This is a genomic window from Negativibacillus massiliensis, from assembly GCF_900148495.1.
Taxonomy (GTDB): Bacteria; Bacillota; Clostridia; order Oscillospirales; family Ruminococcaceae; genus Negativibacillus; species Negativibacillus massiliensis.
On the sequence record NZ_FTRU01000008.1, the window covers coordinates 175,873 to 197,022 of the forward strand.

A 21,150-nucleotide genomic window follows, 5' to 3' on the forward strand; every position below is an offset into this window, starting at 1 on the left:
CCGTTTCCGGTCAGATTTTTAAGCAAGTAGTTTTCGGGCTTCTGACATATTAGCTACAGCGTTCAGTTCCCGGATATTCTGGTTGTTGATCTTTAGTGGGACACAACGCTCCAGAATCCGGTCATAGATCCTGCTGTGTGCTAAATCTTCCGGATGTTTTAATTCTTCCAACGTCAGATTTGTTGTAATGATCATAGGTTTCATACTGCGGTAACGGCTGTCGATTACATGGAAGACCTGTTCTAAAGCAAATTCGGAATTTCGTTCCACACCCAAATCATCAATGATCAGCAGGCTGTACTGATTTAAACTATTGATAAATTCATTCCGATCCTGCGGATATATTCCGGTCAGAGAATTTAAGATTTTGGCGAAGTTCGTCATGAGTACGGGAACCCCTTTATCTAGCAGAGCGTTTGCAACACAGCCTGCAAAAAAGGATTTCCCAGTGCCGACATCACCCCAGAGCAGCAGCCCCATGGCCTTGGATTTTATTTCCTCCCAGTGAGTAACATAATTTTTTGCCTTTTCAATTTCCGGGTTGATACCGTTATCGTGAGCAAAAGTGAATTCTCTTAAAGCCAGGTCTTGCAGACCGCTGGATTTCAGCCGGGAGATGTGTTCTAGAAATTCCTGGTGTTTTCGTTTTGCTTCTTCTTTTTCATATTGTTCCTGCTGGCATTGGCAGCGGATGATCGGAAACATGATTTTTCCTAAAAATTCTATCTTTTTCTGCCGTGGGGTGTGGCACTTGGAACAGTAGATCAGACCGTCCGTTTCGCTGATATATTCATCTTCTAAAGGCTGCCGGGGAGAAAGGTTCGGCAGTAGGTTTTGTGGTTTTATCATAGGCTTTCATCCTCCTTACATTCATAATGGCGTTTTACTGAATCATTATTTTTCTTCTCTTTATTATTAGGGGACAGTTTTCTGACTGTCTGGCGGACAGAATTCTGTCTGTCAAAGGGACGGTTTTCTGACTGTCTAACAGACAGTTTTTCTTCTGTCTGTGTTGAAAAATCAGCCGGGACTTTTACATAAATCCGGTTGGGATTCCCGGTTCCCTGACGAGCACGACAGATAAGGTCTACTTGTTCCAAAGCACTCAGAGATGTTTTGATGGTTGTCTGGCTTTTGCGAAGTGTTGCTGCCATATCTTCAATGGTGAAATAGGAGAACACATGACCTTTTTTATCAATCCAGCCGTCATTTTTTTGTGATAATCTTGCCCGGTTTAAAAGCACCATATAGAGCAGTTTTGTGGTTTCGGAGAAATCACAGTCCAGAAGAAAACTGGGAAATGCCATATATGGCGGTAGAGTACTGTTTGCAGTAAGAAAGGTTGTCATGCACTCACCTCCCCTCAGATGACGAACACTTATCTATTGCAGTATTTTTCATCTGTAACAGGACTTCCTCTTTGTGTTTTCATAAAAATCCTCCTTTCCGATAATCTTTTGTGCGGATGTTTCGCACAGGATTAGTTTATTGAAAAGAAGGGGGAATGGCATTGAGCCGGGATTGAGTGAGAATTGAGTTACAATGAACTTTCAAATATAAACAGGAATAGTTACAACGAAAAAACGGGTGTATAATCAGGTTAGTAAATATTATTTATTAATCACATCTATTTATGGATTGACAACAGTGAAAAAATAAAGTAAACTAAAGTTAGTTAAAGCTAATTAAAAAACGGCTTATGTTTAGATAATGGGATAGGTTTATAAAATTATAGAAACGTACATCTGATGTTTTTAATGAAAGCAAGGTGTGCATATTTTTTTCACATGAATTAGTTAAAACTAACTATTGATAAAGAAAACTTACTGGGTAGAGTAGATTCATTTTCAGAAAAGATGTTTAAGGAGAAGTGAAAGAAAATGTCAGAGGAAATGTTAGTATGCCATTGTTCACCTACGTTAGCAGGACTGAAAACGGGAAGTCTTTTTTCATGCCCTTATAGTTCACAAAAGATGATTATAAAAGAAATACGTGAATTTAATCAAAAACTGACACAGAAAGGGATCCGGATTATCCCGGTTCGCATATCAGACAAACGGATGCTGGTTTATGTCTATCGTCCAGAAAAGTTAAAAGAAGATTTTTCTGATGAGAAAACTCAGATCATATTGAAATGTAAGGGATATGATTGTACGAATCTATCACAGTGCATCTGCAGACTGATTCAAAAACTGCAGAGTGACCCAGACTTTCCGCATGAAATAGGTTTATTCTTAGGGTATCCGGCAGAGGATGTAAAAGGATTTATTGAGAATAAGGCGGCCTGCAGCAAATGTTCTGGGTGTTGGAAGGTGTACGGGGATGAACAGGCCGCGAGGATTCTGTTTAAAAAATATAAAAAATGCACAGAAATTTATTGCAGGAGATGGAAAAGTGGCGTGGCTGTTGAACAGCTTACGATTACTATATAATCACAAACTTCAGAAAGGAAGGTAAAAATCATGAGTAAAATTGCAGTAGTTTATTGGAGTGGCACAGGAAATACAGAAGCCATGGCAAAGGCAGTACTGGAGGGCGCGAAGGAGAAGGGGGCAGAGGTTGTATTATTAACTCCGGATGAATTTGATGTTTCTATGATGGATTCTTATGATGCGATCGCTTTTGGATGCCCGGCAATGGGAGCAGAAGTATTGGAAGAAGAGGAATTTGAACCGATGTTTGCTTCTTGTGAATCAAAACTTTCAGGAAAAAGAATTGCACTGTTTGGCTCTTATGGCTGGGGAGATGGAGAGTGGATGAGAGACTGGGAGACAAGATGCAAAGAGGCGGGAGCTGTCTTGATTTGTGAAAGCGTGATCTGCAATGAAATGCCCGATGATGAGGGGATTCAATCCTGCAAAGCGTTGGGTGAAAATCTGGATTAATAAATATTGGGGAATGCTGCGAGAAAAGATTTTAATCAGTTAATAGCAGCGTTCCCATAATACGATTTAGAACGCAACCGATGATCAAGAACGGATGATTTTGTAGATATCTGCTATCGGAGCGTTTTATGAATATATTAAAAATGGGAGGTTGGGTATGAGTGTTGTTATTATAGGCGGGCATGATAGAATGGTCTGTCAGTACAAAAAAGTTTGTAAAAGTTTTAATTGTAAAGCGAAAGTCTTTACACAGATGTCTGCAACTTTAAGTAAACAGATTGGGAATCCAGATTTGATTGTACTGTTCACGAATACGGTTTCCCATAAGATGGCCAGGTGTGCAGTGGAGGAGGCGGAACGCTGCAATGCGGATGTAGTGAGATGCCATTCAAGTAGCAAAAATGCGTTACAGGAGATTCTTGGAAGTATCTGTATGTAGCGAAATTTTTTTATATATTAAGAATAGATATTGTTTTGGTGAGTTGATAGAGGTATAGGTTATGTCTTTTTTTCAAAATACTTGTAAGCCAAAAGGAATCGGCGGCAAAATTATGGTTCATATGATGAATACTGGTCATTCATCTATGGCTGAATGGGGATTTACACATATGGAAATTCAAAGCGATAATGTATGTCTGGATATTGGATGTGGCGGTGGGGCAAATGTCAGAAAGTTATTAGAAAAAAGTCCGTATGGCAGAGTGGTTGGCATTGATCATTCAGAAATCAGTGTAGAAAAAAGCAAAAAAATCAATAAAGCAGGGATAGAAAGTAAGCGTTGTGAAATCCTGCAGGGGGATGTCATGAAACTCCCTTTCAGAGGTGAAACTTTCGATGTAATTACTGCATTTGAAACAATATATTTCTGGCCGGATATTAGTGAGGCTTTTAAGAAGGTATATAAAATTTTGAAAATCGGCGGAACGTTTATGATCTGCAATGAATCAAACGGTGAAAATCCAAAGGATGAAAAGTGGACGAAGATAATACAGGGGATGAAGATTTACAATTCTGAGCAAATAGAAAAATCTTTGGAGGATGCCGGTTTTAGAGGAGTAAAAGTAGATAAAACAAAAAAAGGTTGGATTTGTGTGGTGGTAAAAAAGTTATGAAAAGCAAAAGAAAACGATGGTATTTATTGTGGTTTGTAGGCGCAGTAATATGGCTGACTAACTTTTTTGACAGTTTCAGAAAAGATGGGGTTGATTTTGTGGTAAGCATGCAACTTTTAGCCGCAATACTCTTCTTTGCTGCAGGTATTGTTGGGCATATTCGATATAAGAAGCACGATAAAAATCAATAATGCAATACTAAATATGGAAAATGAAAAGATTTTAGAAACCGGGAAAGTATGAAATTCCCGGTTTTAAAATGCCATTCAATTTATAGTGAGAAGAGAGTTATTTGATATGCTTTTTGAGGGCTTCAAAACTTTCAGAACTAATGACATGTTCTATCCTGCATGCATCTTGTGCGGCAATATCCGGATCAACACCAAGACGTTCTAGCCAGGAAGAAAGAAGAACATGGCGTTCATAAATCTGTGTAGCTATTTCTTTTCCAGATTCAGTTAAATTAATATATCCTTCCGGAGATACCGTTATATGTCCGCTTGTACGCAGTTTCTTCATAGCCACACTTACGCTGGGTTTTTTAAAGTCTAATTCTGTAGCGATGTCCACAGAACGAACAACAGGACGTTTTTTGCTTAATATTAAAATAGTTTCCAGATAGTTTTCACCAGACGAATTTATGTGCATAGCTTGTCACCTCCTATATCATTCGGATTCTTTTATAAAAATTGTATAGTTATTGTATCATGATTCATGGTATTCAGCCAGATATATTTATAAAAGAAAAATAAAAAAGTATTAAATAATTATTGACAACTCACCGGGATTAGAATATACTAACAACGTCAAATGAGAAAAAACATCGAATAGCTGTGAGTAAATTTTAAGTATAATTGTAAAAATGACTATAAGGAGCGAGTGGATATGAATTTAACAGAAGCCAAAGAAGGGGAAGAATATATCATTAAGGAAATTTTGACAGATGATGAAGAACTGACCTCTTTTCTGTTTTCTCTTGGCTGTTACAGTGGTGAACCAATTACAGTGGTTTCTCATCTGAAGGGTGGCTGTGTAGTTTCCATTAAGGATGGGCGTTATAATATTGATACTGATCTGGCGAAAGCCATTTCAATATAATAAAAAAATAGTAGTTTCCACTATTTTTTTTGCACAAAGGTTAGTGCATACTAATAAAGATAAGATGCGTATAATTAAAGACGTCGAAAAGGAGGAGAATTATGAGGATTGCTTTTGCAGGAAATCCCAACAGTGGAAAGACGACCATGTACAATGCACTTACCGGCAGGAATGAACGTGTCGGGAACTGGGCAGGCGTTACGGTCGAAAGAAAAGAAAGTCCGATCAAGAAAGGTTATTATGACGGGACGGAGGAGTTAGTTGCGGTAGATTTGCCGGGCGCTTATTCTATGTCTCCTTTTACATCGGAAGAAAGCATTACCAGCGGATACGTCAAGAATGAGAATCCGGATGTGATCATCAATATCGTGGATGCTACGAATCTGAGCAGAAGCCTGTTTTTTACCACACAGCTTCTGGAACTTGGGATTCCAGTAGTTGTCGCACTGAATAAGAGCGATATCGTTAATAAGAAACAGACAAAAATTGACGAGAAGATTCTGTCTGAAAAGCTGGGCTGTCCGGTAATCAAGACGATTTCCACTTCTTCCGGACATGAAGGACTCAAAGAGACTGTAAATGCTGCGGCTGCATTAAGAGGAAAAGGTCAGAAAGCACCTTATGTGCAGGGGGATATTGATTTCAAAGATAAAACGGCAGTAGAAGCGGCTGACAGAAAGCGTTTTGAGTTTGTGAATGGAATTGTAAAGCAGGTAGAGAAGAGAAAAGTTTTTACAAAGGATAGAAACGTACAGGATAAGATTGACGGTATCATCACACATAAGATTATCGGTATACCGATTTTCGCAGCAGTTATCTTCCTTGTGTTCTACATATCCCAGACAACGCTCGGTACCTGGATCGCAGACTGGCTGGTGGCATGGATCGAGACTTTCCAGGGATGGGTCGGCGGACTGATGGAAAATGCAAACCCGCTTCTGTATGCACTCCTTGTAGATGGTATCATCGGTGGCGTTGGTGCAGTTGTCGGTTTCCTTCCGCTTGTTATGGTCATGTACTTCTTAATTGCATTATTGGAAGATTGTGGATACATGGCAAGAGCTACAGTAGTTCTGGATCCGATTTTTAAGAGAGTAGGGCTTTCCGGTAAATCTGTCATTCCTATGGTCATTGGTACAGGATGTGCGATTCCGGGCGTTATGGCTTGCCGTACAATCCGTAACGAAAGAGAACGTCGTACCACAGCGATGCTTACACCATTTATGCCATGTGGAGCTAAAATCCCAGTGATTGCTCTTTTTGCAGGTGCATTCTTTGCGGACGCATGGTGGGTTTCAGCAACTATGTATCTGGTGGGTATTCTCTTAGTTTTGCTTGGAGCTTTACTTGTGAAAAAGATTACAGGACAAAAATACAGAAAATCTTTCTTTATTATTGAACTTCCGGAATATAAGTTTCCAAGCTTGAAAAGGGCATGCGGCTCTATGCTGGAGCGAGGAAAAGCATATATCGTAAAAGCAGGAACGATCATTCTGGTATGCAATACGGTGGTACAGATCATGCAGAGCTTTAACTGGCAGTTCCAGCTTGTAGAAGAAGGTGCAGAAGGGGCATCTATTTTGGCATCCATTGCCCATCCGTTTGCGATTTTGTTCATACCGCTTGGATTTGGAGTGTGGCAGCTTGCAGCAGCGGCAGTGACAGGTTTTATCGCAAAAGAAAACGTAGTTGGGACGCTTGCAGTAGTTTACGGTATCACAAACTTAATAGATACAGATGAACTGGCGTTGGTTGGAAGTGGGAATGAAGTAGCAACTGTTATGGGACTGACAAAGGTAGCAGCTCTTGCTTATTTGATGTTTAACCTTTACACACCACCTTGTTTTGCAGCTCTTGGAGCGATGAATTCAGAAATGAAGAGTGGAAAATGGCTGCTTGGAGGAATCTGTCTCCAACTTGCAACGGGGTATACCGTAGCTTTTGGTGTATATCAGATTGGTACATTGATCACAACAGGATCTTTTGGCACCGCATTTATTCCGGGACTTATCGCGGTTATTGTATTTGCTTTGATTATTCTCTGGAGAATCCGTAAGTCAGATAAAGAGTTTGCTTCAGAATACAGCCTGCATTCTGTAAAATCATAAAGGATAAAAGTTATAGCAGACGGTGGACAGAGAAGAAGTACTTTGTCCACCATTTTTATTAGAAAAGGATGTGAAATGCTCTATGGAAAATATGATAGCAGTTCTTGTTATTGTAATCTTAGTAGGGAGTGCAGCTGCATATCTTATTAAGGCAAAAAGAAGCGGAGTGAAATGTGTTGGATGTCCAGCGGGAGGAAATTGCAGCAGCAAAAATAAAAAGAAAAAAAAGAAATTGACGGGTCCGGTCATCGCAAAGAAAACCATGTTTATTACAGGAATGCATTGTGAACATTGTGTACAAAGTGTGACAGATAGCTTGAATCGGATTGATGGAGTCTCCGCCAGAGTAGATCTTAATAAAAGTTGTGCTGAGATATCCCTTGATCGTGAAATAGGGGAAGATATCCTGATCTGCGCAGTAGAAAAAGCAGGGTTTTTAGTTGAGTCTATTCAAAGCTAGACCGTGGTATTTCATATGGGAGAAAGCGGGTATGAACGGTGAAAAAGAAAGTATTATTATAAAACTGAAAGAAAATGGCTGCAGAATTACAAAGCAGCGTAAAATGATTTTAGATATTATCCTGGAAGACAGGTGTTCCAGCTGCAAGGAAATTTATGCCCGGGTGGTGAAACTTGACCAGAGCATTGGGATGGCAACCGTTTACCGTCTGGTAAAGGAATTGGAGAATATCGGGGTGCTTAGCAGAGAAATCGTATATAAGTAGCCTGCAAATGACAAAATTTATCAATAAGGACTGTTAGAATTGACTATCTTAAATGAAAGTTGTTACTATGAAAAAATAAACAGAGTCTTATAGAAAAGGAAGTGATGTGGTTGTGAAACAACATAGGTTTTGGGCGTGGGCGTCCGTCTTTTGCTTTTTGATGGTATTCTATACAGGCTATAAACACAAATAATCAGGAGGTACATAGGATGTTTAGTGATTCTACTTTGAAAAAAATCGGATGTTTTGTAGGAGGAGTCGTATTTGGGACTGCGGGTGTAAAGCTCCTTTCCAGTAAGGACGCAAAAAAAGTATATACAAACTGCACTGCGGCTGTACTGCGGGCAAAAGACTGTGTTATGAAGACTGCTACAACAGTGCAGGAGAACGCAGAGGATATCCTTGCAGAAGCACAACAGATCAATGAAAAGCGTGCACAGGAAGAGGCAATGCAGGTGCAGGAAGATGATGTTCAGGAGGATGGTGCGTCTGAACAGGAAGAAAACGAATAGGTAAAAGATGAGATTTCTTATCAAGCATGAAGTACAGGGCCGTCTCCGTATCCACGTTATCCGAAACCGAATGACATGTACGGAGGCGGATGTTCTTTGCTGGGCTCTTGAAAAACAGAAAAGTGTTATAAAGGTCAAAGTATATGAGCGCACCGCAGATGCTGTGATCTATTATACAGGGGACAGAGAAGAACTGATCCATAAATTAAAAAAGTTTCATTTTGAGAAAGCAGATGTTCCGGATAATGTATTATCAAGTTCAGGGCGTGCTTTAAATTCCGCATACAGGGAAAAGCTGATAGCAAAAACATTGCTCCATTATGGAGGGAAATTGCTCTTGCCAAATTCGGTGAGAAAAATATGGCTTACTTTTAAAGTGGTCCAATATATCGGAAAAGGGATTCGATGTCTGGCCAGACGGAAGATAGAGGTGCCGGTATTAGATGCTACAGCGATTGGCGTGTCCGTGCTGCGAGGAGACTTTAATACTGCCGGTTCTGTCATGTTTCTGCTGGGAATTGGAGAATTGCTGGAGGAATGGACACATAAAAAGTCTGTAGGAGATCTGGCACGCAGCATGTCTTTAAACATAAAGAAAGTATGGCTGAAAAGAGAGGAGCAGGAAATTCTTGTTCCGGCATCCGATATTTTGCCGGGTGACAGAGTGATCGTACACATGGGCAATGTAATCCCATTTGATGGAGAGGTGTCTTGCGGAGAAGGAATGGTGAACCAGGCATCTTTGACCGGAGAATCTCTTCCGGTACGAAGAACTGAGGGTCAGTCCGTATATGCAGGAACCGTTTTGGAGGAAGGAGAGTTGGAAATCATAGTCAGGGCCGTATCAGGTGCTACCCGGTTTGAAAAGATTGTGACTATGATTGAAGACTCAGAAAAGTTGAAATCCAATCTGGAAAGCAAGGCAGAGCATCTGGCGGACCGTCTGGTACCATATACGCTTCTGGGGACAGGGCTTGTCTGGGCTGTCACACGCAATATGACAAAAGCTCTTTCTGTTCTTATGGTGGATTTTTCCTGCGCATTGAAGCTGGCTATGCCGATTTCTGTCCTTTCTGCAATACGGGAAGCCGGACAGAATGGAATTACCGTAAAGGGTGGGAAGTATCTGGAGGCTGTGGCAGAGGCAGATACCATCGTATTTGATAAGACCGGTACGCTGACAAAGGCGAAACCAACTGTAAAAGAAGTCATTGTGTTTGGCGATTATCCTGAACCGGAAGCTCTGCGGATTGCTGCCTGTCTGGAAGAACACTTTCCACATTCCATGGCAAAAGCTGTCGTGGATGCTGCAAAGAGAAGAAGTCTGTATCATGAAGAAATGCATTCAAAAGTGGAGTATATTGTAGCCCATGGTATTTCCTCCTATATAGAAGGAAAGAAGACCATAATAGGGAGCAGTCATTTTGTGTTTGAGGATGAAAAGTGCCGGATACGTCCGGAATATCAGGAACGATTTGATACGCTTCCTGAAGAATACTCTCATTTGTTCCTTGCCATTGACGGAGAATTAGTTGCTGTAATCTGTATTGAAGATCCTCTCAGGGAAGAAGCCGGGGAGATGGTAAGATTTTTGAAAGAAGAAGGTGTTTCCAAGATCGTCATGATGACGGGAGACAGTGAACGTACTGCAGCATCTATTGCGAAACGAGTGGGAGTGGATGAATATTATTCCGAAGTACTTCCGGAAGATAAGGCAGGATTCATTGAAAGAGAGAAAGCGGCAGGAAGAAAAGTAGTGATGATCGGTGACGGAATCAATGATTCGCCAGCGCTTTCAGCAGCAGATGCGGGAATTGCAATCAGTGATGGAGCAGAACTTGCGCGAGAGATCGCAGACATTACGATTGCTGCTGAGGATCTGCGGGAAATCGTAGTACTGAAACGTTTGTCTAATGCGATGATGCACCGTATTCAGGGGAATTACAGGGGGATTGTCGGTATTAATGCAATGCTGATTGCACTAGGAGTGGCAGGAATTATTCAACCAACGACCTCTGCGTTACTACATAATACTTCTACTTTAGCTATCAGTTTGAAGAGTATGGGAAATTTATTGCCGACTAATTAATATAAAATATTCATATTGTTATAAGTTTTAATGTCTGAATAGTTTGATTTGTAGACTATTCAGACATTTTTAGTAGAGCTCAATAATTGTTGTCCAATTTGTATTCCAGCATTGATATACAATTCTTGTATTTGTTGGTATTTATTATCGATAGCTTCCGGTTCAGATTCCCATACTATTTCATAGATTGCCATAGCTTTTTTGAGATGGGAGGTAGCCTGTTCTATATCAGCCTGTACCAGATAGGCAGTTCCCATAGCTTCCTGAATAATGGCATAGTCCAGACACTGATCGGAATTGTATTCTTTTACCAGCCGGGCACATTTGCGTAAGGAGGATAATCCACGAGACGCTTCACCGGTATCTGTAAGGAGAGCTGCATAGTTGCAGATTTGAACAATACTGTCATTCATATAGAGAAGCTGGTATTGTTCTAATAAGCTGATTCCCTGCTCCATAGCCTGTTTTGCCAGTTCGGTATTTCCCTGCTGGTGATATAGTCCACCCAGATTTCCATATAGATTTGCGACGAGGTGGGCGTTTTCAGGTGTAACAGGAGAAAGCAAAGACATCGCTTCTTTTTCCAGCTTTACGGCTTTTCCAATATTTCTTTCAAGGGTAGCTTTATAGTCCAGTAATAATGCCCGGTCAGACACGGTTCCGATAGAAGTGTCTTCCAGCAAAGAAGATAGTTCACGCAGGATTCTTTGCATACCATTTTCTTCGTGGTATTTTTCCATATATGGGAAAACATCTTCTAAGAATAATAAATAACCAGAAATATCATCTTTAGTTGTTTTTGTAATAATGTTTTCAACGGTTTGGAAAACAAGTCTGTAGTAGGAAATATCATTGCCGTGTAAAAGGCAGATGTTTTGCAGACTTTCCAGTAAAGGGAAACAGGTTTTTACAGACGGCTGCATATCTGCAACAGCGATTTCCTGTATCATGGGATGCAGTACAATGGTTCTTCCGGTTTTTGGCTGAATAAATCCCATTTCAATTAAATCATTTACGGCATTCAAATCCGGTAAATTCAGCCATGCAGCAAATCTTCGTGCCGGAATACCGGTTAAAGGAATCAGGCACAGACATCTCATTACATCTTGTTGAGTTTCAGAAAGCTGATATAGAGAGAATAAAGTATGTATGTGTCCATAGTAGGTTTCTTTGCTGCTTTGCCCGTCTTTTATAATATTGATTTTATCAGTTGCATCAAGAGCGACATTTTCTTCCAACAATTTTTTTAAGAGCATTTCTGGTTCCAATATTCCGGTTTCCAGTAAGCGTGATGCCAGTTCTACAGCGAGCGTATGGGCATGGACAGCTTCTATGATCTGTTCTATGACATCAGATTTTTCTTCTGTGTCGGAGAAAAATTTTCCTGCAAGTTGCAGAAGCGTTGTTTTATCGGAAATTTCTTCCAACAGCATACAGGAATGTCCGTCCAGACGGCTTCTGGTAGTAAATAATATCTGACAGCGGTATTTGAGTATGACCGAAAGAAAACTGTCCTGTATGGAAGTGGCGTTGAAATTATCTACAATCATCAAAGTATCTTCTTTGAGAGAACGCAGAAAACGGTTGTGTTTTCGGAAGCGTTCTTCATCAGAATCCTGCGGAAGATCATCCGCAAAATCCATGTCTGTAATATCCTGTTTTAAATCACCGCTGTAGGTGAGATACAGGATATTGGTATATTCTTTCTTATACTGCAGGGCATAAGCCTTTGCCAGTTCACTTTTCCCGATTCCGGCAATTCCAGATAAAAATACTTTACGCTCTTTTTCCAACAGAGAATGCAGCACTTCGATTTCTTCAGAACGTCCACAAAAATGCCTGCATGGACGGGGAACGTCATTTCCCATTACAAAATCTGTTAAGACAGGAGAAAGATTTCCGGCGGCTAATAATTTCTTGGTTCGTGTGTCACGTTTCACAAAATTCCGTTCCATTCCGAAACACAGAACCCTTGTTATGAAAATATGTATGGTGTCTATATCAGCGGGAGAATAAGAACAGATTAGTTCCTGTTTTTTTGGCTCTGAAATAGATGTATCCTGTAATACTAACTCATATAATTCTTTTGCTGCCATAGCAGAATCATACATCAGAGGAATAATATGTCGCTGAATGTTTCCTGCCAATTCTAATTGATGTTCTTTATCTAAAAAGTAGGTTACGATCCGGGGACTTACTTTTGCCTGTCCTGTCATCCAACGGCAGACCTGTCCATTGTCAAAATCAAAGTCTATGGCTTCATCGCTGCACATAAACGTGTCAAATAACAGATAGGTAAAATCTATTTGATTCATTCCTTTATCTTCGCTGATATAACGGCGAATGATCGTCATAATCGAACCAAAATCACATCTTTCCAAATAGAATCCCCTCCTGTTCTGTAAAATACTCAATTTCCGCTCAATCTATGCTCAATGAGTTTCTTATGAAATTCCATTAAACTGACATCAGGCTGAACGGAGTTGGTCTAATAGAAATTATAGCACAAATTCCAGATCAGCTAAAGAGTACCGCCGAAAAATGCGTGGTGACAAGAAATATCGGTTTGGAAGGAGGAGCTATGGCACACACAGTTGAATTTGAACGATGTGTTGATTTTCTTGCCAGAATGATAGAAAAATATGGCAGTGAGCTCCTTCAGGAACTGAATGGATTACCGAAGGAGGACAAAGCAGAAGATAACTGCCAGCAAGAGCAGCAACAGAATACATTGGGAAATGATTAGGGAGAGCATAGATGTTGGCTCTCTTTTTTCTTGCGTGATATTTGTGCATTTTACCTATATTGACGAGTATGTGCAGCTACGGTAAAATATAGTTGGGACAAATAAAAAGTAAACTGTAATTTGGTATGGAGAATATAAATGAAAAAGCGAAGATGTTATATATACACAAGGGTATCTACGTCTATGCAGGTAGAAGGATACAGCTTGGAAGCACAAAAAGAAAGATTGAGAAAATATGCAGATTTTCAGGAAATGGTGATTGTCGGAGAGTATTCGGATGAGGGAAAGTCAGGAAAAAGTATTGAAGGACGGCAGGAATTTATGCAAATGCTTCGGGATATTGAAGAAGGTAAAGATCGTGTAGAGTTTGTCTTGGTATATAAGTTATCCCGTTTTGGAAGAAATGCTGCAGATGTACTTAATTCTTTGCAGAGAATGCAGGATTTTGGAGTAAATTTGATCTGTGTTGAAGATGGTATAGACAGTTCTAAAGACAGCGGTAAGCTGATGATTTCTGTTCTGTCTGCGGTAGCAGAAATTGAACGTGAAAATATTCTGGTACAGACAATGGAGGGGCGCAGACAAAAGGCGAGAGATGGCAAATGGAACGGCGGATTTGCTCCGTACGGATATAAGCTGTTAAATGGAGAACTGGAAATTGCAGAAGATGAGGCAGAAATCATTCGTATTATTTTTGATAAATATATTCATACCAATATGGGAGTAAATGGCATTGCAGCCTATCTGAATGAGCATGGCTACAAGAAGAAAAAGAGACAGAATAATACGTTGGATGCGTTTGCTACTTCTTTTATAAAGGGTGTCCTTGATAATCCTATTTATTGTGGTAAATTGGCATTTGGAAGAAGGAAAACTGAAAGAGTGCCAGGCAAGAGAAATGAATTCCGTATTGTAAAGCAGGATTCTTATATATTAAGTGATGGTATTCACGAAGCCATTATTTCCGAAGATGATTGGAACTTGGCAAAACAGAAACGAAATATAAATGGAGTAAAGCATGAGAAAATCCATAGTTTGGAGCATGAACATATTTTGTCCGGAATTCTTAAATGTCCAATTTGTGGAAAGGGAATGTATGGAAATGTAAACCGTAAGAAGAAAAAAGACGGAACATTTTATAAGGATTATTTTTATTATGCCTGCAAGCATAGGTATTATGTGAATGGTCATAAATGTGATTACCGGAAGCAGTGGAACGAAGAAAAAGTAAATGATGCGGTAGCAGAAGTTATTAAAAAGCTGGTGAATAATCCGAAATTTGAAGCCGCTATACGTGCAAAAATCAATTCTAAGATAGATACCGGAGAATTGGAAACAGAGCATGAGAACTTGAAAAAACAGCTGCGGCAAGTATTGGGAGCTAAAAATAGGTTAGGACAACAGATGGACAATCTGGATATTTCTGATAAAATGTATGACAGGAAGTATCAGGATATGCAGGATCGGTTAAATGGTTTGTATGATGAGATTGAACGACTGGAAAGTCTGATCGATGATATAGTATCCAGAAAAGAGTATATCCGTCAGCAGAAAATTTCTGAGGATGGAGTGTATCAATATCTTTTGTACTTTGACAAACTGTATGATAAATTCACCGATATGGAGAAAAAAGAATTTATGAACAGTTTTGTTGAAAGAGTTGATATTTACGAGGATGAACAGCCGAACGGAAGATTTTTGAAGCATATAAAATTTAAGTTTCCGGTATTTTTTGACGGTGAAGAAATTCAGGAACTTAGTTGGGACAACGAAACAACAGTTGAAGCAGTCGCACTGTTGATTAGAAATAGATAAGATTGCTGTAAAAAAGGAAACAAAAAATGAGAGCACCATTTCAAATACTTGCGATACCGTACAGGTTTGTTAATCAGGTTCCGGTATATTGTGTGTTCCATCGTATAGATTCTGGTGAGTGGCAATTTATCGCTGGAGGCGGTGAGGATAATGAAACGCCACTCCAGGCAGCAAGACGTGAAGTATTGGAAGAAGGCGGCATTTTGGCTAATCGTATGATGGAGCTAAAGTCCATGTGCTATATTCCGACCAATATTTTTCCCAAAATGCATCTGTACAACTGGTCGGAGGATACCTATGTTGTGCCAGAATATGCATTTGGCTTTGAATGTACCGAAGAAATAAAATTGTCTCACGAGCATACCGAATGTATGTGGCTTTCTTATCAGGATGTATATGAAAAGCTTCGATGGGATTCCAACCGAACGGCATTGTACGAACTGAATTGTCGATTAAAGAAAAGATAATGTTCTGACGCTGACTAATCAGGAAAAGGAGGCGGCAAATATGACCGATGAACAATATTACCGCCTCTATCTGGACGGTGATGAAACAGGGTTGAGTGAGCTGATGAAAAAATATGGCAGTGCACTTACTTTGTATATTAACGGATATCTTCATGATCTTCATGAAGCAGAAGATCTGATGATCGAGGTCTTTACCTATCTGTTTGTCAAGAAACCCCGTATTCGGGAAGGCGGACTCAAGGCCTATCTCTATAAATCAGCACGACACATGGCGATACGGCACCGGAAAAAGCTGCATTTATCTTTCAGCATGGAAAATCTTTCGGAAGAACCGGAAAGTGATTTGCTGGTGGAAGAGGTTGTCAAAACCAAAGAACAAAATGAAATTCTTCATTTTTGTATGAAACAGCTTCAGCAAAACTATCGTGAGGCATTGTATCTGGTGTACTTTGAAAATATGAGCTATGCACAGGCTGCTGAAGTTATGGGGAAAAGTGTCAAGCAGATTACCAATATGGTTTATCGAGGAAAGCACAGTCTGCGGGGACTTTTGGAAAAGGAGGGAATTACGGATGCGAAATCATGAGGAGCGTTTGGAAGAAGTTCAAAAAAGGATTGCACAGGTTCAGTACAAACAAAAGCAGCGCCGCAGTTATATGATGGCAGTGTCTTCTGTGACAATCTGCCTTGTGATCATTGTGGGTTTAGCTTCTGTAATGCCCGGAGTTGCTCAAAACATTATAGTATCAGATTATGACACATTTAAGACAACAGCCAGTATCTTTACCGAAGGTACAATGTTTGGATACCTTTTGATCGGATTGATTGCGTTTGTCCTGGGCGTGTGTGTTACAATTCTGTGCCTGCACATCCATAATCTTCAGAAGGAAGAAAAAGAAATGGAGGACAAGGATGATAGAAATCATAGATAACCTTTCACAGGTTCTGGTTGCTATGCTGGGATGTATCATATCCGGCGTTTTCTATTATAAGAGTCGCAAACAACCTTTTTTTATTCTAACCTGTTTTTATGGATGTTTTATGCTGGCAGGGCTTTACTGGATGCTCTATACGATCCTGGTTACCGATGCACCTCCTATGTTTTATGTATCAGAAATCGGTTGGCTGTCAAGTTACCTTTTTTTGTATCTGCTCCAATACAGCATTTCTGATAAGGAAGAGCGTGCTTTTCGCTGCAGCAGAATGTATGTTGCATCAGCAGTCATTATTTTCTTCACATTGTATTATATCAGCATCGGAAGCTTGATTTATAATATCATAATAGGTGGTATTATGCTTACACTCACCTGGTGTTCGGTGCGAGGATTTGTTTATCAGAAAAAGCAACCGGGCTCCAACAAATGGCAATTTCACCTTGCAGTAATTGTTTTTGTTGCGTTGGAAAATTGCCTTTGGCTGTCCAGCTATCCATGGGTGAGCGACACCTGGACGAATCCTTATTTTTGGATTGATTTTATGCTTACAACTTCGATATTTCTTATTCTGCCATCGGTCAGAAAGGCGGTGGAAGTATGACGTATATCGAGAATATCTTTGTATGTGTTGCGGCACCGTTGGTTATCACTGCACTGTGTATGGGCAAAAAATATCTGAGCTTCTTTGTGTTTATTTTGGAAGGAATGGGTGTGTGCCTGCTTTCGGCGTATGTGAATACCTTTGTAGCGGCTTTGTATCAAACGACTGCTTTTCATGCCACGGTAGAAATTGCACCGGTGGTGGAAGAAGTGATGAAACTGCTGCCTTTGATGTTTTATCTGTTTGTATTTGAGCCAAAACCAGATGAAATCAAAAACGCTGTCCTCACCCTTGCCGCAGGATTTGCTACTTTTGAAAATATTTGTTATTTGATCGAAGGTGGAGCGGAAAACCTGGATTATCTGTTGATACGCGGTCTTGGTGCGGGAGCAATGCATATTGTCTGTGGAGCAATCATTGGCTATGGACTTGCTTATGTATGGAATCGCCAATGGCTCAAAATTGCTGGTACACTGGGACTTTTGGGAGCATCGATTGCATTTCATGGTACCTATAATCTGCTGATCTCTTATGGAAGCTGGGTGCAGCACATTGCCTATGCACTCCCAATAGCAACGGTAATGATCGGTGTGTTATTTGATAAACTGTTTATGCCACGACTCAAAAAGGAATATAAATAGATTGTTTTTTAGAGCTATCAATTTGATAGCTCTTTTTTATATGTTTTTTCAATTTAAGTGAGAGTTTTTCCATATTTTTGTCCCTATATAAATGAGAGGCTTTTTCAAAGTGATTTTATAAGAGGGGGCGGATATAGCACAATAAGATTAGGAAATTGTCTAAATGGAAAAGATAAATAGGAATGAGTAAATACAGAAGAAAGAGGATCAAAACAAAAAGAGTTTGGAAATCCATTTTTTCGGAGAAAGATGTTTTGGTGTCATAACAGGGTGCTTTCAAAAGTTACTGGAGGATTTAATCATTTCAATATGATATTGAACAAATCCCATAAATAAGATATAATTTATGAGATTGTATGGATGAATCAGGAAAAACACAGTCAAATAGTAATTTCTCTTAGAAAAGGTTGTGGACAAACATCACAATTAAAAGGAATTTCTGGAAAATCAGGGATTTTAAGACTCATTTTAAAAACAAAAATCTTTTGCGTGTGGATAAACAGGAGTAAAAAAGATTATTGAGATGGATCAAAAGGAAGAATGGATGGTTTTTAAAGTGAAACAAAGTCCGGAAGAAAAAAAAGTTATTGAACTTATCAGCTTTATGGTGCACAAGCATTACTGTGCAAATGATATTGAAGCGGTGATAGAATATCTGGATGAAGATATTGTCTGGATTGGTGCGGGAGATCACGAATATGCCGTTGGAAAAGAAGTAATTGATATTTTTCGAAAGTTTGCAGGTCAGATTCCAAAATGTAATATTTCAGAGGAAGAGTATCACGTGTTGACGATCGCTCCTGAGGTTTATCTGTGCAGCGGACGGATGTGGATTGTGACGGATTCCTCTACCCAAATCAGTCTCAGAGTTCACCAGCGTATTGCAGCAATTTTTCGCAATATAGAAGGTAAACTTCGTTGCTGCCATATTCATGTTTCCAATCCATACGATGAAATGGTGGAAGATGATATCGGTTTTCCTGTAAAGATGGCACAGCAGTCGTATCAGTATCTGCAGGAACGAGTTGCAGAACAGAAAAAAAAGATTGCAGAGCAGACACAGGAGTTAAAGCGTCTGAGCTATGAGGACTCTTTGACAGGATTATATAATCGAAATAAATTTAATCAGGATCTGAATATAGAGCAAGGTCCGAACCAGTTTGGAATAGGAGTTGCCTGTTTTGACTTAAACGGCCTTAAAGAAGTAAATGACAGGAATGGTCATCGTGCGGGAGATGTTTTAATCTATCGTGCAGCAGAATGCCTGAAGAAAGGCTTTGAAGGGAAAGCATACCGGATCGGCGGCGACGAGTTTGTTGTAATCGACAACACTCTTGCAGAAGATGATTTTAAGGCAGCGGTGTATGCGGTACAGAAAACGATGGAGCATGATGGAATCAGCTGTTCCGTGGGGATCTCATGGCGTAATTCCCAATACAATATCAGGGAACAGATTGATGAAGCAGACAGGTTTATGTATGAACAAAAGCGGGAATTTTACTGTCAAAGACAGCATGACCGCAGAAAATGCAGGTAAGCATATATTTTTATAAAAAATAAACTTTGGAAAAGAGGAACCAGCAATTGGATATCAGTCAGTTAATGAAAACAAACACTCCTTACTGTGCAAAACATGGACAGATTAAGCCAGAGCTGCAGCTGCGGGCAAAGGAACTTGTTTGGGAATATAACCAGACAAGACCTTCGGAAGCGCAAAAGCGCCATGCAATTTTGAAACAGCTGCTTGGAACCTGCCATGAACTTACCTTTATTGAGCCGAGTTTTCGTTGTGACTATGGTTTTAATATTCATTCCTATGGTTTGGCTGTCATTAACTATAACTGTGTGATGCTGGATACCTCACCAATCCATATTGGAGCGGGAGCATTTATTGGACCCGGAACTTGCCTGAGCTGTGCAGGACACTCTCTGGACGAAAAGCAGAGGGTTGAGGAAGGAATTGGAACATCTGCCCCTATCATTCTGGAGGAAAATGTCTGGCTGGGAGCAAATTGTACTGTCTGCGGTGGAGTTACCATCGGAAAAGGTAGTGTCATTGGAGCAGGCAGTGTGGTTACCCGTGATATCCCGGCTGGAGTGGTAGCAGTGGGAAGTCCCTGCCGCGTGCTGAGAAAGATTACAGAGCAAGATCGCTTGCAGCTGACGGAGGAAGCATAATATGGCAGAGATGTTTGAAGTAAAGATTATCGCAAGGATACATAGCGATTTTCCTTCCAAGTTTGGAATTCCGCGACAGAGCGGACTGGTGGAAAATTTGCAGTCGCTTATCGTCTTTGAACCAGAGTACCGAAATCCACAGGCGCTGCGTGGATTGGAAGATTTCTCCCACCTGTGGCTGATCTGGCAGTTTTCCAAAGCAGTGCGGGAAGACTGGTCTCCGACAGTGCGGCCGCCAAAGCTTGGAGGAAACACACGAATGGGAGTATTTGCTACTCGATCTCCATTTCGTCCTAACCCGATTGGACTTTCCTCGGTAAAGTTGGAAGCGATTGAGAAACATCCAAAATATGGGATGGTTCTGCGGGTGTCGGGAGCAGATTTGATGGATGGAACACCAATTCTGGATATCAAGCCATATCTTGCTTATACTGACAGCCATCCGCAGGCAAAGGGTGGATTTACTGACGAACTTCATTTGAACCCGCTTACTGTCATCATTCCAGATGAATGGAAGCAAAAAATTCCACAGGATAAACTGGAAGCATTGATTGGGGTGCTGGGTCACGACCCACGACCATCCTATCAGGATGATCCCGACAGAGTATACGGATTTTTCTTTGGTGGGATGGAAGTTTGCTTTACCGTTTGTGAGCATACATTGACAGTTTGTGAGATACGATAAATAAAAAAGGAACCTCTGAGGAGGTCCCTTTTTTATTCTTTCAAAACAATTTATAGCGTTTTCTTAAAACAGATAATTCGGTTTGCTTCCTCAAAACCACAGGCAAGATGAAAGGAAAGGCTCTGGGTATTATCCAGCTCACAATCGCTGGCAAATTCCCGGCAGCCTTGTTTTTTAGCCCAAGTTTCACAGGATAAAAGCAGTTGACGGGAGATGCCTTTTTGTCGGTAATCTTCCAATACAAAGATACCCTCCAGATATCCGACTGGGCTGTGTGAACATCCTTCCACATAGTCATTTCGGAGAGAACACTGTGCAAAGCCGACCATCTGACTATCCTCAAAAGCAGCAAAAATAATTCCACAGGAAAGAAATTCGCAAAATTCCTCGTGAAGTTCTTCCTTACTGTGGTGAGGCCATAATTTTGCGGCAAGTACAGCAAGTAAATCAACTTCCTGTGTTAAGACAGGTCTGATCTCCATGTTCAAAAACCTCCTTAGAATGAATATGTTTCTATTTTTGTACTGATTGTTTTGGGATTTGATTATTATGT

At 40.3% G+C, this 21,150-nt stretch carries 27 protein-coding genes; 22 read left to right on the forward strand and 5 right to left on the reverse strand.

What is annotated here, in order from left to right; translation table 11 throughout:
* Positions 1–18: 18 nt before the first annotated feature.
* Complete coding sequence (locus tag BQ5375_RS06945) at positions 19–849, reverse strand: ATP-binding protein (protein ID WP_076917637.1); 831 nt, start codon at positions 847–849, stop codon at positions 19–21.
* On the reverse strand, positions 846–1,349 hold the full coding sequence (locus BQ5375_RS06950) for a replication initiator protein A (protein ID WP_008689721.1): 504 nt from the start codon (positions 1,347–1,349) through the stop codon (positions 846–848). Before BQ5375_RS06950 ends, BQ5375_RS06945 begins: the two co-directional genes overlap by 4 nt.
* A gap of 531 nt (positions 1,350–1,880) precedes the next feature.
* Here BQ5375_RS06950 and BQ5375_RS06955 point away from each other — a divergent pair.
* From BQ5375_RS06955 to BQ5375_RS06975, 5 genes are all read left to right on the forward strand, one after another.
* On the forward strand, positions 1,881–2,432 hold the full coding sequence (locus BQ5375_RS06955) for a DUF3793 family protein (RefSeq protein ID WP_008689720.1): 552 nt from the start codon (positions 1,881–1,883) through the stop codon (positions 2,430–2,432).
* A gap of 30 nt (positions 2,433–2,462) precedes the next feature.
* A complete protein-coding gene (locus BQ5375_RS06960; protein WP_008689719.1) occupies positions 2,463–2,885 on the forward strand; it encodes a flavodoxin in 423 nt (140 codons plus the stop codon).
* Between the two features lie 157 nt (positions 2,886–3,042).
* Entirely contained in the window at positions 3,043–3,324 is a 282-nt protein-coding gene (locus BQ5375_RS06965) for a DUF2325 domain-containing protein (RefSeq protein ID WP_008689718.1), read from the forward strand.
* Between the two features lie 61 nt (positions 3,325–3,385).
* Positions 3,386–3,997, forward strand: coding sequence for a class I SAM-dependent methyltransferase (locus tag BQ5375_RS06970; protein ID WP_008689717.1), 612 nt, complete (start codon positions 3,386–3,388; stop codon positions 3,995–3,997).
* Positions 3,994–4,188, forward strand: coding sequence for a hypothetical protein (locus BQ5375_RS06975; protein ID WP_008978798.1), 195 nt, complete (start codon positions 3,994–3,996; stop codon positions 4,186–4,188). The genes BQ5375_RS06970 and BQ5375_RS06975 overlap by 4 nt, the downstream gene beginning before the upstream one ends.
* Before the next feature lie 97 nt (positions 4,189–4,285).
* Here the strand turns inward: BQ5375_RS06975 and BQ5375_RS06980 are convergent, their stop codons facing one another.
* Entirely contained in the window at positions 4,286–4,645 is a 360-nt protein-coding gene (locus BQ5375_RS06980) for a metal-dependent transcriptional regulator (RefSeq protein WP_008689715.1), read from the reverse strand.
* A gap of 237 nt (positions 4,646–4,882) precedes the next feature.
* Here BQ5375_RS06980 and BQ5375_RS06985 point away from each other — a divergent pair, with 237 nt between their 5' ends.
* The 6 genes from BQ5375_RS06985 to BQ5375_RS07010 all read left to right on the forward strand — a co-directional run bounded on the left by BQ5375_RS06985 (position 4,883) and on the right by BQ5375_RS07010 (position 10,529).
* Positions 4,883–5,095, forward strand: coding sequence for a FeoA family protein (locus BQ5375_RS06985; RefSeq protein ID WP_008689714.1), 213 nt, complete (start codon positions 4,883–4,885; stop codon positions 5,093–5,095).
* 101 nt (positions 5,096–5,196) lie between these two features.
* Complete coding sequence (gene feoB, locus BQ5375_RS06990) at positions 5,197–7,203, forward strand: ferrous iron transport protein B (protein ID WP_076917638.1); 2,007 nt, start codon at positions 5,197–5,199, stop codon at positions 7,201–7,203.
* Between the two features lie 82 nt (positions 7,204–7,285).
* Positions 7,286–7,663 carry a heavy-metal-associated domain-containing protein gene (locus BQ5375_RS06995; protein ID WP_008689711.1) on the forward strand — a complete coding sequence of 126 codons (378 nt, stop codon included), beginning with the start codon at positions 7,286–7,288 and terminating at the stop codon, positions 7,661–7,663.
* Positions 7,664–7,694: 31 nt separating this feature from the next.
* Positions 7,695–7,928 (forward strand): transcriptional repressor, encoded by a 234-nt coding sequence (locus tag BQ5375_RS07000; RefSeq protein ID WP_008689709.1) that lies wholly within the window; start codon positions 7,695–7,697, stop codon positions 7,926–7,928.
* 209 nt (positions 7,929–8,137) lie between these two features.
* Positions 8,138–8,440: a DUF6110 family protein gene (locus BQ5375_RS07005; protein ID WP_008689707.1), complete on the forward strand. Its 303-nt coding sequence runs from the start codon at positions 8,138–8,140 to the stop codon at positions 8,438–8,440.
* A gap of 7 nt (positions 8,441–8,447) precedes the next feature.
* The gene (locus tag BQ5375_RS07010) at positions 8,448–10,529 is read left to right on the forward strand and encodes a heavy metal translocating P-type ATPase (RefSeq protein WP_008689705.1); all 2,082 of its coding nucleotides are present in this window, start codon (positions 8,448–8,450) and stop codon (positions 10,527–10,529) included.
* Positions 10,530–10,588: 59 nt separating this feature from the next.
* On the opposite strand, the gene BQ5375_RS07015 is transcribed toward BQ5375_RS07010, so the two are convergent.
* The gene (locus BQ5375_RS07015) at positions 10,589–12,910 is read right to left on the reverse strand and encodes a tetratricopeptide repeat protein (RefSeq protein WP_008689703.1); all 2,322 of its coding nucleotides are present in this window, start codon (positions 12,908–12,910) and stop codon (positions 10,589–10,591) included.
* A gap of 200 nt (positions 12,911–13,110) precedes the next feature.
* On the opposite strand from BQ5375_RS07015, the gene BQ5375_RS14390 reads away from it, so the two are divergent.
* From BQ5375_RS14390 to tsaA, 11 genes are all read left to right on the forward strand, one after another.
* Entirely contained in the window at positions 13,111–13,275 is a 165-nt protein-coding gene (locus BQ5375_RS14390; protein ID WP_008689701.1) for a hypothetical protein, read from the forward strand.
* Between the two features lie 138 nt (positions 13,276–13,413).
* Complete coding sequence (locus BQ5375_RS07020; RefSeq protein WP_076917639.1) at positions 13,414–15,090, forward strand: recombinase family protein; 1,677 nt, start codon at positions 13,414–13,416, stop codon at positions 15,088–15,090.
* A 26-nt stretch (positions 15,091–15,116) separates the two neighbouring features.
* Entirely contained in the window at positions 15,117–15,557 is a 441-nt protein-coding gene (locus tag BQ5375_RS07025) for an NUDIX hydrolase (RefSeq protein WP_022131854.1), read from the forward strand.
* Positions 15,558–15,597: 40 nt separating this feature from the next.
* Positions 15,598–16,143: an RNA polymerase sigma factor gene (locus BQ5375_RS07030; RefSeq protein WP_022131853.1), complete on the forward strand. Its 546-nt coding sequence runs from the start codon at positions 15,598–15,600 to the stop codon at positions 16,141–16,143.
* Positions 16,130–16,489, forward strand: coding sequence for a hypothetical protein (locus BQ5375_RS07035; RefSeq protein ID WP_022131852.1), 360 nt, complete (start codon positions 16,130–16,132; stop codon positions 16,487–16,489). The genes BQ5375_RS07030 and BQ5375_RS07035 overlap by 14 nt, the downstream gene beginning before the upstream one ends.
* Positions 16,470–17,093 carry a hypothetical protein gene (locus BQ5375_RS07040; protein WP_076917640.1) on the forward strand — a complete coding sequence of 208 codons (624 nt, stop codon included), beginning with the start codon at positions 16,470–16,472 and terminating at the stop codon, positions 17,091–17,093. The genes BQ5375_RS07035 and BQ5375_RS07040 overlap by 20 nt, the downstream gene beginning before the upstream one ends.
* Entirely contained in the window at positions 17,090–17,734 is a 645-nt protein-coding gene (locus BQ5375_RS07045; protein ID WP_022131851.1) for a PrsW family glutamic-type intramembrane protease, read from the forward strand. The genes BQ5375_RS07040 and BQ5375_RS07045 overlap by 4 nt, the downstream gene beginning before the upstream one ends.
* A 360-nt stretch (positions 17,735–18,094) precedes the next feature.
* Complete coding sequence (locus BQ5375_RS14340; RefSeq protein WP_159438021.1) at positions 18,095–18,256, forward strand: hypothetical protein; 162 nt, start codon at positions 18,095–18,097, stop codon at positions 18,254–18,256.
* Between the two features lie 22 nt (positions 18,257–18,278).
* The gene (locus BQ5375_RS07050) at positions 18,279–19,271 is read left to right on the forward strand and encodes a diguanylate cyclase (RefSeq protein WP_022131850.1); all 993 of its coding nucleotides are present in this window, start codon (positions 18,279–18,281) and stop codon (positions 19,269–19,271) included.
* Between the two features lie 47 nt (positions 19,272–19,318).
* On the forward strand, positions 19,319–19,912 hold the full coding sequence (locus tag BQ5375_RS07055) for a sugar O-acetyltransferase (RefSeq protein WP_022131849.1): 594 nt from the start codon (positions 19,319–19,321) through the stop codon (positions 19,910–19,912).
* Position 19,913: 1 nt separating this feature from the next.
* Positions 19,914–20,597 carry a tRNA (N6-threonylcarbamoyladenosine(37)-N6)-methyltransferase TrmO gene (tsaA, locus tag BQ5375_RS07060; protein WP_022131848.1) on the forward strand — a complete coding sequence of 228 codons (684 nt, stop codon included), beginning with the start codon at positions 19,914–19,916 and terminating at the stop codon, positions 20,595–20,597.
* A gap of 50 nt (positions 20,598–20,647) precedes the next feature.
* Here the strand turns inward: tsaA and aac(6') are convergent, their stop codons facing one another.
* Positions 20,648–21,079, reverse strand: coding sequence for an aminoglycoside 6'-N-acetyltransferase (gene aac(6') / locus BQ5375_RS07065; protein ID WP_022131847.1), 432 nt, complete (start codon positions 21,077–21,079; stop codon positions 20,648–20,650).
* Between the last annotated feature and the right edge of the window lie 71 nt (positions 21,080–21,150).

Excerpts from the sequence above, each read along its gene's own strand:
- BQ5375_RS06945 (WP_076917637.1), bottom strand. The coding sequence starts at position 849 with ATGATAAAACCACAAAACCTACTGCCGAACCTTTCTCCCCGGCAGCCT.
- BQ5375_RS06950 (WP_008689721.1), bottom strand. The coding sequence starts at position 1,349 with ATGACAACCTTTCTTACTGCAAACAGTACTCTACCGCCATATATGGCA.
- BQ5375_RS06955 (WP_008689720.1), top strand. The coding sequence starts at position 1,881 with ATGTCAGAGGAAATGTTAGTATGCCATTGTTCACCTACGTTAGCAGGA.
- BQ5375_RS06960 (WP_008689719.1), top strand. The coding sequence starts at position 2,463 with ATGAGTAAAATTGCAGTAGTTTATTGGAGTGGCACAGGAAATACAGAA.
- BQ5375_RS06965 (WP_008689718.1), top strand. The coding sequence starts at position 3,043 with ATGAGTGTTGTTATTATAGGCGGGCATGATAGAATGGTCTGTCAGTAC.
- BQ5375_RS06970 (WP_008689717.1), top strand. The coding sequence starts at position 3,386 with ATGTCTTTTTTTCAAAATACTTGTAAGCCAAAAGGAATCGGCGGCAAA.
- BQ5375_RS06975 (WP_008978798.1), top strand. The coding sequence starts at position 3,994 with ATGAAAAGCAAAAGAAAACGATGGTATTTATTGTGGTTTGTAGGCGCA.
- BQ5375_RS06980 (WP_008689715.1), bottom strand. The coding sequence starts at position 4,645 with ATGCACATAAATTCGTCTGGTGAAAACTATCTGGAAACTATTTTAATA.
- BQ5375_RS06985 (WP_008689714.1), top strand. The coding sequence starts at position 4,883 with ATGAATTTAACAGAAGCCAAAGAAGGGGAAGAATATATCATTAAGGAA.
- feoB (WP_076917638.1), top strand. The coding sequence starts at position 5,197 with ATGAGGATTGCTTTTGCAGGAAATCCCAACAGTGGAAAGACGACCATG.
- BQ5375_RS06995 (WP_008689711.1), top strand. The coding sequence starts at position 7,286 with ATGGAAAATATGATAGCAGTTCTTGTTATTGTAATCTTAGTAGGGAGT.
- BQ5375_RS07000 (WP_008689709.1), top strand. The coding sequence starts at position 7,695 with ATGAACGGTGAAAAAGAAAGTATTATTATAAAACTGAAAGAAAATGGC.
- BQ5375_RS07005 (WP_008689707.1), top strand. The coding sequence starts at position 8,138 with ATGTTTAGTGATTCTACTTTGAAAAAAATCGGATGTTTTGTAGGAGGA.
- BQ5375_RS07010 (WP_008689705.1), top strand. The coding sequence starts at position 8,448 with ATGAGATTTCTTATCAAGCATGAAGTACAGGGCCGTCTCCGTATCCAC.
- BQ5375_RS14390 (WP_008689701.1), top strand. The coding sequence starts at position 13,111 with ATGGCACACACAGTTGAATTTGAACGATGTGTTGATTTTCTTGCCAGA.
- BQ5375_RS07020 (WP_076917639.1), top strand. The coding sequence starts at position 13,414 with ATGAAAAAGCGAAGATGTTATATATACACAAGGGTATCTACGTCTATG.
- BQ5375_RS07025 (WP_022131854.1), top strand. The coding sequence starts at position 15,117 with ATGAGAGCACCATTTCAAATACTTGCGATACCGTACAGGTTTGTTAAT.
- BQ5375_RS07030 (WP_022131853.1), top strand. The coding sequence starts at position 15,598 with ATGACCGATGAACAATATTACCGCCTCTATCTGGACGGTGATGAAACA.
- BQ5375_RS07035 (WP_022131852.1), top strand. The coding sequence starts at position 16,130 with ATGCGAAATCATGAGGAGCGTTTGGAAGAAGTTCAAAAAAGGATTGCA.
- BQ5375_RS07040 (WP_076917640.1), top strand. The coding sequence starts at position 16,470 with ATGATAGAAATCATAGATAACCTTTCACAGGTTCTGGTTGCTATGCTG.
- BQ5375_RS07045 (WP_022131851.1), top strand. The coding sequence starts at position 17,090 with ATGACGTATATCGAGAATATCTTTGTATGTGTTGCGGCACCGTTGGTT.
- BQ5375_RS14340 (WP_159438021.1), top strand. The coding sequence starts at position 18,095 with ATGAATCAGGAAAAACACAGTCAAATAGTAATTTCTCTTAGAAAAGGT.
- BQ5375_RS07050 (WP_022131850.1), top strand. The coding sequence starts at position 18,279 with ATGGTTTTTAAAGTGAAACAAAGTCCGGAAGAAAAAAAAGTTATTGAA.
- tsaA (WP_022131848.1), top strand. The coding sequence starts at position 19,914 with ATGGCAGAGATGTTTGAAGTAAAGATTATCGCAAGGATACATAGCGAT.